Here is an 11,831-nt window from a genome sequence, read left to right as displayed (position 1 = left end):
TGGAGCTTCAAGAAAATGCACGACGGATCCCATGGGGTTGGCTTCCCCACCAAGCAAAACAGTCACAGCATCACGCTATAGGGTCCGCCCAACGAACGGCTTCCGGGAAGCCAACTCGTCCCACATCAACACGTCCCGCTGCCAGTTAACTCCGCCGTCGCGATCGCCGAATTCGTTGCCGCTGTTCCGGCCGAAAGTGCCCGCCTGCTCGGGCAAACCCCGCACCAACGAACTCCTTGGACTGCGCACCACCCGCCGTGGTCACTACGCCGCGTTGTTCACCTCGATGTCGAAGAGCACGCGATATTTTTCCACCGCATCGAGCACCCTGGGGACGTCTACAAGCCTGGCTGAGCCAGTCCGGCCGGAGAGGCTGCTCCGCCGCCCCGTTCTCCTCGGTCAGGTCCCGGGGTAATCGGGATTACCAAAGACCCGGCAAAGTCCTCAACGAGCGGTTCATGGTTGTGAGGAACAAATGTACGGCTCCTCCGTCATTGACGTTCCATCCGGCGACACCTAAGGGCATCCGCAGCGTAGTTTGGCGTCAATATAAAAGTTCAACATGCCTGCCATCGCTGGCCAGCCGCCCTCCCCGACCAAGGGGGTTAGCCTCCAGATCGTCTGCTTAGGCCGGCTACCCTCGAAGTAGATCCCGCCTGCACCATCCGTAATTAACTTGTCGCAGGCAAGCAATCGATGCTCCTGACCGAGGGAGATTTAATCGGCAGTGTAGTAACCTCAGCAGCTCCGGACGGGGAACGACCCCTGTCACCGGGCATGGCCGTCCGTTCTCGTCCGTCTTTGTAAGGCCCAATTGCCCGGGGTGCGCGGCCAAACGTTCCAGTCTTCCGGGTGAGTGGTGGGCGCGCCCAGCAAGGAGCCCTGCCCAGCCGCTATGCCCAGCCCCCTGACGGCTGCCAGTTCGGCCGCGGTTTCGATATCTTGGGCAATCACGCCGGCACCGATGTGTCCGGCGAACCCGACCATGGCCTCGCACAGTGAGGAACGGAACGGGTTTGTATCAAGGCCGGAAACGAGGTTTCGGTCGAGTTTAATGATGTCCGGCCGGAGAACCCTGAGATGCCGGATCGACGTGACATTCGATCCGGAATGATCAATTGCGAGTCGGATCCCGGTCCGGCGCAATGGAGCCAGCGCGGCGGCTAGCTCCGTGGGTTCCTCCCGGGTCATCGTGTCGCTCACTTCCAGGACCAGTCGTCCGGGTTCAACGTCGTATTCCTCCAGAAACCCCGCCAGCAGTGGGTCCAGGCAGGTGTACGACGACAGTTTCAAGGTCACGAACAGGTGGGCCGGGAGGATCCTGGCGGCGGTTAGTGCCGATTCCATTTCCGCGAATTCAAGATCACATCCCAGCCGTTCATCCTCAACTCTGGCGAACCCGTCCTCGGCCAGTTCTCCGGTCTCGCCCAAGAACCTTGTCATTGCCTGCGCTCCAACGACTCCCCCGGTGGAGAGATCACGGATCGCCTGGAACGCGGTCAACATCATCCTATTTTCCAGCACTGCCGCGATTCTGGAACTGACACTAGCCGCCGTATGCGGGAACAGCCCGGCGGACGACTGCGGGGACGCAGCGTCGTTCCTGGGCCGGATGACGGGCACACCCGCCGGAGAGCTGGGCAGCGACCTGAGGGCCGCCAGGTGGTCCATCAACGCAGCTTCCGGCCTGTTGGGATGGGCGGCAAGAAAACGACGCAGCCGGGTTCGAGCTGACTCATCCTCCGGCTCGGAACCGGACAGGACCCCATGGATGATTTCGGCTGCCTGTTCGCGTATCGCTGGCCCTCCCTTGCTATCGGGCACGGAGTCGGGCGGGTCTTCTGGACGCCCATCATGCACCGGTGTTGGAGAGGACGACGGCTCTATCGACATTGCTTAATTCCTTCGTTTCCCGGTCCCGGGCGTTGCGCAGGCTGCCGTTCGCCTCGTCTCTGTCGGCAATTTCGCTCCCCGGGGCGGCTCCCGATGTAACAGAAGTTCAACTTCCGTTACCCCAGCCCGGTATCTGGTTAGGGAGCTTGCCGTTCCTGTGTAATCCCATAGGGGACTTCAGGGCTGATTTCGATGGTGAAGCGGCTGTGCCCGTGCCTGGTGACCAGTATTCCGTGCCGCCCTTCCTGTTCGGCTTTTGCGCGGGCTCTGTGTACTGCGTTGTTGATTTCGTCCTCGAGTGTGGAGGCTTCGGTGGCGGCGATTTCTGCGATCAGGCCGCTGGGCGGGGAGGTCATATTGTTTTCCGTTCTGCTGGGGTCGGGTCCGTGCGCGGAAGCCCTTGAGATTTCGTTCAATACGAGTTGGCCAGCTGCGCGGACTCGCAGTGCGATGTCTCCGCGCTGTCCGTCTCCGAGGCTGGTGAAGTCATGGAGCGGCTCTGGCTGCAGCTTGCCCGGGCTGCCCTTCAGGATGGCCGCCCATACCTGTCCCACGGTCGTAGCGGCTTCTGCGCCGCCCCTCGGTCCTTTTACCAGCCAGCCGCCGAGAGTGGCGACTACCTTTGGGGCCCCGGGCCATGCATGGAAAATGCTGTTGATTGTTTGGGCCACAATCAGGTGTTGCCGCATTGTTCTGACCGGTCCAAGAACCGGGTCGTTCACGACGGCTCGTCCGCAAGCACCGCACATGGGTTTGTCCTTTCTTACGGCATTACATCGCCGGAGTTTGGGCCGAGAGTTTGGCCCACGAAGAGGTTCCCTCCGGGGTCGCTGGCGAGCAGGAGTGCTGTTGGTGCTACCTCCGCCGTCGTTCCGAAGCGCCCGAGCGGAAGCTCCGCTCGTTTGGCCGCTTTCCAGTCTTCGGAGATCCCGTCAACGAGCGGCGTTTCGATCGGCCCCGGTGCGATGCTGTTGACGAGGACGTTATCGCCGGCGGTTTCCAGGGCCAGGGCTTTGGTCAGTCCCACCACCCCGGCTTTGGCGGCGCTGTAGTGGCTGAGCCCGGTGCCGCCCTTGATGGCCAGCTGGGAGGCGATGTTGATGATGCGGCCCCACTTCTGTTGCCGCATCTCCCCCACCACCTCCCGGCAGCAAAGGAAGACGCCGGTCAGGTCCACGGAAACAGTCTCATTCCACATGGCCAGGGTCATGTCCTCCAGCCGGGATTCTGTCAGGAGGCCCGCGCTGTTAACAAGGATGTCGATCTTGCCCAGCTGTTCCCGTGCGGCGGCGAATGCGGCCTTAACACTCGCTTCGTCCGAGACGTCGACCACGATGGCCCCCGCCGAGCCGGACCGGTCCAGGACAGCTACTCTGTCGCCATTGGCGGTGAAGGCTTCGGCGATGGCCTTGCCGATGCCGCTGGCGCCGCCTGTAACCACCACAGCGCGGCCCGAGGTGTGAGGGGCGGTGTCAGTGTTGTTCATTCGTTCCTTCCGACGCTATTTCTCAATCAAGCACGCATTTTGATGGTGAGACCGCCGTCAACCACCAGGGACTGGCCCGTGACGTAGGCAGCGTCGTCGGAGGTCAGGAACCCGATCACGCTGGCAACCTCTTCGGGCCGGCCGACCCGGCCCCACGGAATGTCCCGCCCGGCGCGCTGTAGGCCCTCGGGCCCCAGCGAGTTCACCGGGTCCAAGGACTGGGGAGTTTCGATGAGCCCGGGTATAACGGCGTTGGCGCGGATGCCGCGCGGTCCCAGCTCTGCGGCCACGCTGCGGATCAGCCCGAGCACGCCGGACTTGGCGGCCGCATAATGGGCATGCTCCTCCCACCCGTAGACGCCTCCAGCAATTGAGGACACGGCAACCATCGCTCCCCCGTTGGTCATCCTTGCGGACCCTGCACGCAGGGTTCGCAGCACCCCGGTGAGGTCGACGTCGAGCATGTCGTCCCAGCGCTCGTCGGTCAGTTCGCCCAAGGGCGAGTTGCGCAGGATTCCCGCATTGGCCACCGCGTAGTCCAGCCGCCCGTACTCCCCGACAGCGCGTTCGGCGAAAGCATCAACGGACGGCGTGTTGCGGACATCCACCTCGTGGATGACTCCATGGCCTCCTGCGTCCTGCACCAGGCGGAGGGTCTCTTCAGGGTCATGGGGGTCACCTGGATAGGTGCCGATAACTGACCGCACCCCATTTCTGGCGTAGTGGACAGCAAGTGCGCGTCCGATTCCGCTGGCTGCTCCCGTGATGATCGCAACCTTTGTCTCGGGTGTCATACTTCGACCTCGTGCGCGTGGTCCTCGAGCAGGGCTTCTGCCGGGGGCTTCGCTGCGATCATCAGGAGCCCGGAGAATAGTGTTCCGGTGGCGCCGACCCAGAGGGCCGCGGGGCCGGTGCCGGCTCCGGCTGCGACTGCGGTGAAGAGGGCGCCGCCGAGGATGACGCCGGGCTGGCTCATGGCTCCGATGAAGGCGGTGCCGGTGGCGCGGCAGCTGACGGGGTAGCACTCGGCCATGAAGTACTGGATTGCCGCGTACGGTCCGACGAGGAAGAACAGACCGGCGCCGTAGGTGAGGATGATCATGAACGGGCTGGTGGCGATGGGGCTGAGCATGATGGTGAAGGAGATGCCGGAGAGGATCCAGCCTCCGATGATGGTCCGTTTGCGGCCGATCCTGTCACCGAGCCATCCGTGGAAGACGTAGCCGAAGTAAGCCAGCATGTTGATGACAATCAGCATCCAGAACGCATCTGAAAGCTCCACTCCCTTGGCGTTCTTGAGGACGGAGCTGCCGAGGATGCTGAAGATCATGATGCCGAAGAAGTTGAAGATCCAGGCCAGGGAGAACACGACGGTGTTCCGGCGCAGGTGCGGTTCCCAGATGCGCTTCAGCGGGGCTGCGGAAGAGTGCTCGACGCCGTAGGCGTGGGCCAGTGAGTGGGCTTCGGCGGACTTGCCGCTCTTTTCCAGTTCGGTCAGCTTGTGGTGCAGTTCGAACTGGGGGGTTTCCTTGAGCTTCCGGGAGATGACCCACACAATGACCGCTGCGGGGACTGTCGCCATCAGATACAGCCCGCGCCAGCCAAGGGATGGGAGGAAGGCAAGGGCGAGTGCGCTTGCGAGCAGGAAGCCCAGCGGCCAGCCGCCCTGGATGAAGGAGTAGTGAAAGCCGGGCCGCTTGCGCTTGTCCGCGACTTCGGTGACCTGGTACACCTCGTTCATGTAGGTCGCGTTCACTGCCTGCTCGGAGAATCCGAGGCCGCCGAAGGAGCGGACCAGGACCAGGAGGCCGTTACTGAGGAACGGGATTCCGGTGGGGATCAACGCGGTCAGGCCGGAGATAACGGCGGTGCCGCCGACGGTGACCATCATGCCCTTGCGCCGCCCAAGCCGGTCAATAACGGGGCCGATGCCGAAACACACGACCGCCGTGCCGACGGCAATCCAAGTGTTGATTGCGTATGCCTCCGGTGCGCTCCAGCCGAATTCCTCCTGCATTGCGGGCAGGAGGGTGCCGAAAAGTCCGTAGTCGAAAACGGCGACGGTCCAGGCGAACAGAGCAAGAACGGTGGCGGTGGTGGTGTGGCGCTTGGAGAAGACCGGGAATCGGCGTTTCTCATCGAGGGCCGGCGTTGTCAGATCGACGCCGCTCTGCTGCTGGATGGTCATGACTGGTTTTCCTTTCGGGGGCTGCGGGTGAGGAAGGAGTCGGCGATCTGGTCGAATGTGAGCCAGCTGACGCCGTCGTGGGAGTTGATGTGTTCGATGAGGCGTTCGAGCATGAGCAGAACCTGAGGCCGGCCTGAGACGTCGGGGTGGATGGTCATGGTGAAGACGGCCTGGTCCATTTCCCGGTAGACCCAGTCGAACTGGTCCCGCCACATCTGTTCGATGTCGCGGGGGCTGACGAAGCCGTGGGAGTTCGGGGCGGCCTTGATGAACATCATGGGAGGCAGGTCATCGAGGTACCAGTTGGCCGGAATCTCGACGAGGTCCGTTTCCTTGCCGCGGACCAGCGGCTCCATCCAGGTTTCGGCGTCCTTGGTGTAGTCGATCTTCTTCCAGGTGTCGCCGACCCGGACATAGTAAGGCTCGAAGTCGCGGTGCATCAGGGAGTGGTCGTACTTGATACCGCGTTCGAGGAGGATCTCGTTGGTGACCGGGGAAAATTCCCACCAGGGAGCTACGTAGCCGGTGGGTCGGCGGCCGGAGACCTTTTCGATGAGTTCAATCGACCGGTCCAGGATGGCGGTCTCCTGCTCGCGGGTCATGGCGATGGGGTTCTCGTGCGAGTACCCGTGGACGCCGATTTCGTGCCCTGCGTCCACGATCATCCGGGTCAACTCGGGGAAGGTTTCGATCGAGTGGCCCGGCACGAACCAGGTGGCCGGCAGTCCGTACTTCTCGAAGAGCCGGATGAGCCGCGGGCCACCGACTTCCCCGCTGAACAGGCCGCGGGAGATATCGCATGGGGAGTCTTCGCCTCCGTAGGAGCCGAGCATTCCGGCTACGGCGTCCACGTCGACGCCGAACGCGACTTGGATGTCCTTGGTCATGAGATCAACCTTTCACTGCGTTTGGATTGTTTACGTTCTGTTATCAGCGGGAATGGATCAGGGGAGCTTGCCGCGGTGGGCGAAGACCTCGTCAATGCGGGCCGCAGGGGTCTCGAGTCTGAGCAGAACACTGAGCAGGATCAGCGATTGGGACGGCCTGAGCAGCCCGGAGGGTATAGCGCCGGCCGCGCGGAGGTCCGCACCGCCGCCGTCGCCGTATCGGGCGACGACGGCACCGGCCTCCACACGGGTGCTCGTCACCACCACGACACCTGCCGCGGCGGCCGCGGCGACCTCCTTGCAGATCTGGCGGTTGGCGTTGCCGGTCCCTGTGCCTTGGAGCACGATCCCGACCGCGCCGGCCTGGAGGGAGGCCCGCAAGAGTGTGGAGTCCGCACCCGGGTAGGCAGCTATCAGGTCTACGCGCGGTGACGCCGCGCCGGGGACAGGAAGAGGCAGCGGTGCCAGTCGGGACGGTGCCTGCTGCATCCTGACTTCGCCGGTGTCGGAGACCGATCCTGCTGTCCCAAAATCCGGGTTACCGAACGCGTCGAGCCGGGTTGTATGGCTCTTGCGTACTCCGGCTGCGGGGAAAATAGCTCCGCCGAACGCCAGCAGCACGCCCCTGCCCCGAGCCTGCGGGGAACCGGCTACGGCGATGGCATGGGACAGATTGTCCGGCCCGTCCGGGAACTCGGAGTCGGCGGCCTGCTGCGCACCCGTGAAAACCACCGGGCGTAGATCATCGTGAACGAGATCGACAAGGTAAGCCGTCTCCTCCATGGTGTCCGTACCGTGGGAAACGACCACACCCAGCACTTGGGGGTCGGCCAGGGCCTGTCTGATCCGGGCGGACAGGGCGATCATGTCATCGACCGTCAGCAGGTATGAACCCTTCCGGAAGACATCGACCACACGAACCGGGTGGGAGGCCGGGACTCCGATGCTTGCCAACACCTGTTCCCCCGAGTCCGATGCGACCGCTGCTCCCCCTGGCTTCGACGTACGGGACGAGATCGTTCCCCCCGTGGCCAGCAGGACTACGTGGGCCTCACGCAATTCGGTGACGGTCATTTCCACTCCATGTGTTGTGCACTACCTGTGGGTCCAACTAACCCAATCGATTGGGTTAGTTGGTAAAAAAATATTCTTGCGGTGATTCCTGCGGCCATGTCCTGGCGTTTCACCAAGGTAGATACCTCTGGTCGAATCCGGAACTCCGGTTGCCCAATCGATTGTGTAAGCCAATGGTGAAACTATAGAATGTGATCTAGGACACGTCAAGGGTCCGGTGAAATGAATCGGGAGCCATCGGGGATGCTTGTTAACGAACACTTACTGAATTGGGCAGGGACCGAAATGGACGACAGCATGGTGGGCGGGCGCACGGTCACATTGAGGGATCTCGCGAACGAGCTCGGCATTCACCCCTCGACGGTATCCAGGATTCTGCACTCCGGTTCCGAAGGGGCGAGAGCGGCGGCTTCGGTAGCGACCGCCGAACGCGTGCGTGAGTTGGCGCGGAAGCGTGGCTACTCCCCGGATCCGCAGGCAGCCGGACTGCGGACGCGGCGCAGCAGACTCTTGGGTGTAATCGTGCCAAGGCTTTCGGACCTGGTTCTGGCGACCATGTACGAGGGCGTTGAGGAGGCGGCGGCTGAGCTCGGCTACTCCACCTTCGTCATGAACTCCCGCGATGACCTGGAGGAACAACGTCGGAAAACGGACACCATGCTGGCCCGCCGGGTGGACGGACTGATCATCGGAGACGCCCACTTGGATGGCAGCCAGCTGCGCGAGCTGACCGAGCGCAAGGTTCCTTTCGTGCTTATGAACCGGCGCGTACCCGGCTATCCGTCCGCCATCTGCGACGATGTCCTCGGCGGCCAGCTGGTGGCCGATCACCTGTGGAGCCAGGGTCACAGAGACGTCGCCGTGATTGCCGGAGAGCCCTATGCCAGCACAGCCGTTGACCGGACAGCCGGTTTTCTCGACCGATGGGAATCCTTCGGTGGCAGCATTCCCCGGGACGCCGTGGTGTGGTCCAGGTTTGACACGGCCGGAGGACGGGAAGCAGCCGAGACAATCCTGACCAACTGCAGTCCCCGTCCGACGGCCCTGTTTGCCGTCAACGACTTCGCGGCGATCGGCGCCATGGGGGCACTACGGTCCCACGGCCTCACCGCCGGCCATGACATGGCTGTAGTGGGTTTCAATGACATATCCCTGGCGGCGGAGCTTCCCATCCCGCTCTCCTCAGTCCGCTCCCCCATGCTGGACATCGGACGGATGGCCGTTCAGCTCCTACAGCGGGTCCTTGACGGCGAACACGTCGAATCCATCAGGTTGAAACCGACCCTGTATGTGCGGGAAAGCAGCGCCCGGACCGAGCCCGCGGCTGCAGTTCAGGGGCCAGCCGGCAGCATTTGACCCAGCCCCCAGAAAATGGGCCGCCCGACCGGCACCTGCGGAAGGTAATTGCCGACCCTGACCCGCTGAACCGTAAGACCCGCCTACCGCGTATTACGGGAGTGAGGCACGCGCGCCCCTTGGATTTCGCCGCCGCAGGCGTAATCGCCCGGGCTTCACAGTTCCCACGGCCTGCCACCGCGCCCGCTTACTCGCGCACCCTGGCCTGCGACGACTCGAGGGCGCACCCACGTAACAGCGTCCGCCGTTGAGAGCATCGCCGCCGGCGTCCCAGGACATGCCTCGGGCAGGAAACGCCGGCCAGGTCAGAAGACACCCTTGCACCGGACCACGGTCAGCCCATGGATTATTGCAACGCCGTGGCGATGCTAAGCGCCAGCATGCACGTGGCCCGGACTTGGCCGTCCGACAAATCCAATTGAAGAAGATCCTCGATCTTCTTCAGCCTGTATCTCAGGGTGTTCCGGTGGATGAAGAGTTCCTCGCAGATCTTCGCGGAATCCCCGCTGTGCCGCAGATAGGCCTCGAACGTCTCCCGTAAGGCCGTGGCCCCGCCTGAGGCCAGCGGGGCCAGCAGCCGCTGGCACATCGCCACCAGGCCGGGGCTGGGCAGGCCCCGTACAATACCGGCGAGATCAGCTAACGGTGCCGGGTGCACGCCGGGCCGGCCCATGTGACGACGGCCAAGTTGCAGCGCCAGCGGCAATTCGCCGAGGCTAAGGGAGTCGGAGACGATGACGGACAGTTCCGGGGCATCCGTGAAGAACCCGCGTGCGGCATCCAGCAGGTCGACTACTCCGTGTTTGTGTTGAAGCAGAATGGTCGTGAGCCCGGCTTCCTCCATATACCTCACCGTGCTGAAACCAGTCTGCAGGCCCACACGTGCGCGCCATGCGATGGCGCGCAGTCTTGCGGGGGCTCCTTCTTTTGAACTGCCGATGAGCATCGCGCCCCAGTCGCCGTCAGGATCAAACCCGGATTCCTGGGCTAAGCGTCGCAATGGCGCCGAGGGCTCGCCGCGATCCTCATAGAGGGCCTCCATAAATCGTGCGGCCTCCCGGGAATGAAGCGGTGAATGCGACCCCAGGGTGTAGCCTAATTGCATCGCAATGACTGCGGCGACAGGGCCGAGTATGGGTTGGAGCACGATGTTGCTCCCGATCCCCTCGATGGAAAGCCGGAACTGCCCGGATTCGCCGCTGGGCAGTCGCAGCGCAGTTCGCGTGGGCCCGGCGGGAGCCGCACCCGCGGAGACAAGCTCGAACGCGTTCTCGTCGACCACAGCCACCCTGGCGTGGACGGCGTCCGCCACCCGCCCGAGAACCTCGGCCAAGGAATGCCCGTCGGCTGCCAACCGGGTGCATTCGTCGGCGAGCTCCCAGCCTTTTCGCAACTCCTCATAGCGTTCGGCGGCGATGGCCTTCTCCACATGACGCATGATCAGCACGAACGGCACTTCCGGCGGGAGCTCCAGCAGCGGCAGGCCGCGCGCCTCGCAGGCCTGAACCAGACCAGTCGGCAGCTCGCGGTGCGCGGCGCCGAGTCCGAATACCAGCCCGGAAACCGGAACAGTCAACAGGCGTTCGACGTAGGCGTCCCAGGTCCTGAAGTCTCTGACGTTCAGCCCCATGCCGTTGGTCAGAAGCAGCGCATTGACACTGAGGAAAGGCGTGGGGTCCATGTGTTCGGCGGGTGCGCACCAGGTGATCGGCCGGTCCAGGCGGCCTTCGGCGCCGCGAACACGGAGCCGGATGTTGAGATCGGCGTCGTCAACCAGGTCTGAGATTCTCAGGGGAGCCTCCAATGAGTGGCGGGCGAACCCCCGCAGGTAGTGCAAGCAGCATAAGCCAGCTTCACCAATTCATCTATCCGCACAATATCCCCGCTCCCGGATGCTGAGTAGCGTTGCAGCATGCAAACAAATGTGACTCCCGACACTTCTCCTCGCGCTGAAGGGCGTGTGTTGTTGAATTCCGACATGGGCGAGGGCCTGGGCCTCCACGAGTTCGGAAACGACCAGGAACTCATGCGCGTCATCGATGTTGCCAACGTGGCGTGCGGGTTCCACGCGGGCGATCCCGACGTGATGGACCGGACCGTGGCGCTGGCCGCCGAGCACGGGGTGGCTGTCGGTTCGCACCCCGGGCTCCCCGACGTCGTGGGTTTCGGTCGCCGCCGGATGGCACTGAGCCCTGACGAGGTCGAGTCGATCATCCTGTACCAGACCGGGGCCTTAACGGCATTCCTTGGTAAGCACGGGCTCCCGCTCAACCACATCAAGCCGCACGGCGCTCTCTATGGAATGCTGGCCGGTGATGAGGAGCTGATGGCGGCCGCCGCCGGAGCGGCGCTGCAGTATGGTGTTCCGTTTTACGGGCTCGCCGGAACCGCCCACGAAGTGGTGTGCCGGGCGATGGGGGTGGACTTCGTACCGGAACTCTACGTGGACCTCAACTACGGCCCGGCAGGCGAGCTGCTGATCCAGCGTCGCCCGGTTCCCACCGATCCCGCAGCCGCCGCCGAGCGCGTCAGTCGCGCCCTGGCGGGAGAGCCGGTGCTGGCCGTTGACGGAACCGAACTAGCTATCCCGTTCCGCAGCATCTGCGTCCACTCCGACGCACCCAATTCCACTGCCGTAGCCAGCGCCGTGCGTGCGGTCCTGGGCTAGAGCCGACTACTCCAACCATCTGAAAGCGAGCCCCCGCATGGCAAACATTATTTCCCCCCTCCCCGGCGTCTTTTACCGCAAGCCCGGCCCCGGCAAGCCGCCGTTCGCCAACGAAGGCGACAGCATCGAAGTCGGCCAGACCGTAGGCATCATCGAAATCATGAAACAGTTCACCGAAATCCAGTCCGATGTCGCCGGGACCCTTGAATCCTTCAACGTCGACGAGGGCGACATGGTCAATCCGGGCGACACCATTATCGTCATCCGAGAAGGCTAGTG

The 11,831-nt window shown here is 63.5% G+C and carries 11 protein-coding genes; 3 read left to right on the top strand and 8 right to left on the bottom strand.

Translation table 11 applies throughout. The features are described 5' to 3' along the window. Positions 1-768 precede the first annotated feature (768 nt). The 7 genes from AC1DCZ_RS14000 to AC1DCZ_RS13970 form a co-directional block, all read right to left on the bottom strand. The gene (locus AC1DCZ_RS14000) at positions 769-1,893 is read right to left on the bottom strand and encodes an EAL domain-containing protein (protein WP_476975131.1); all 1,125 of its coding nucleotides are present in this window, start codon (positions 1,891-1,893) and stop codon (positions 769-771) included. Between the two features lie 137 nt (positions 1,894-2,030). After that, the gene (locus AC1DCZ_RS13995) at positions 2,031-2,249 is read right to left on the bottom strand and encodes a hypothetical protein (protein WP_476975130.1); all 219 of its coding nucleotides are present in this window, start codon (positions 2,247-2,249) and stop codon (positions 2,031-2,033) included. A 407-nt stretch (positions 2,250-2,656) separates the two neighbouring features. Beyond that, positions 2,657-3,379, bottom strand: a complete 723-nt coding sequence (locus AC1DCZ_RS13990; protein WP_476975129.1) for an SDR family NAD(P)-dependent oxidoreductase — start codon at positions 3,377-3,379, stop codon at positions 2,657-2,659. A gap of 26 nt (positions 3,380-3,405) precedes the next feature. Next, entirely contained in the window at positions 3,406-4,173 is a 768-nt protein-coding gene (locus AC1DCZ_RS13985) for an SDR family NAD(P)-dependent oxidoreductase (protein ID WP_476975128.1), read from the bottom strand. Further along, positions 4,170-5,567, bottom strand: a complete 1,398-nt coding sequence (locus tag AC1DCZ_RS13980; RefSeq protein ID WP_476975127.1) for an MFS transporter — start codon at positions 5,565-5,567, stop codon at positions 4,170-4,172. Before AC1DCZ_RS13980 ends, AC1DCZ_RS13985 begins: the two co-directional genes overlap by 4 nt. After that, positions 5,564-6,454, bottom strand: a complete 891-nt coding sequence (locus AC1DCZ_RS13975) for a polysaccharide deacetylase family protein (protein ID WP_476975126.1) — start codon at positions 6,452-6,454, stop codon at positions 5,564-5,566. The genes AC1DCZ_RS13980 and AC1DCZ_RS13975 overlap by 4 nt, the downstream gene beginning before the upstream one ends. Before the next feature lie 57 nt (positions 6,455-6,511). Further along, entirely contained in the window at positions 6,512-7,528 is a 1,017-nt protein-coding gene (locus tag AC1DCZ_RS13970; RefSeq protein WP_476975125.1) for an asparaginase, read from the bottom strand. Positions 7,529-8,050: 522 nt separating this feature from the next. Between AC1DCZ_RS13970 and AC1DCZ_RS13965 the strand changes: the two genes are divergently transcribed. Then, positions 8,051-8,884, top strand: coding sequence for a substrate-binding domain-containing protein (locus AC1DCZ_RS13965; RefSeq protein ID WP_476975124.1), 834 nt, complete (start codon positions 8,051-8,053; stop codon positions 8,882-8,884). A 346-nt stretch (positions 8,885-9,230) separates the two neighbouring features. Here the strand turns inward: AC1DCZ_RS13965 and AC1DCZ_RS13960 are convergent, their stop codons facing one another. Further along, positions 9,231-10,721, bottom strand: a complete 1,491-nt coding sequence (locus tag AC1DCZ_RS13960; RefSeq protein WP_476975123.1) for a PucR family transcriptional regulator — start codon at positions 10,719-10,721, stop codon at positions 9,231-9,233. A gap of 75 nt (positions 10,722-10,796) precedes the next feature. On the opposite strand from AC1DCZ_RS13960, the gene pxpA reads away from it, so the two are divergent. Continuing rightward, the gene (gene pxpA, locus AC1DCZ_RS13955; protein WP_476975122.1) at positions 10,797-11,552 is read left to right on the top strand and encodes a 5-oxoprolinase subunit PxpA; all 756 of its coding nucleotides are present in this window, start codon (positions 10,797-10,799) and stop codon (positions 11,550-11,552) included. A gap of 37 nt (positions 11,553-11,589) precedes the next feature. Then, positions 11,590-11,829, top strand: coding sequence for an acetyl-CoA carboxylase (locus AC1DCZ_RS13950; protein ID WP_476975121.1), 240 nt, complete (start codon positions 11,590-11,592; stop codon positions 11,827-11,829). Positions 11,830-11,831: the final 2 nt, after the last annotated feature.

The sequence above is a fragment of the Arthrobacter sp. 10N418 genome (assembly GCF_056394725.1).
This window is presented reverse-complemented; position numbering and strand designations above follow the sequence as displayed.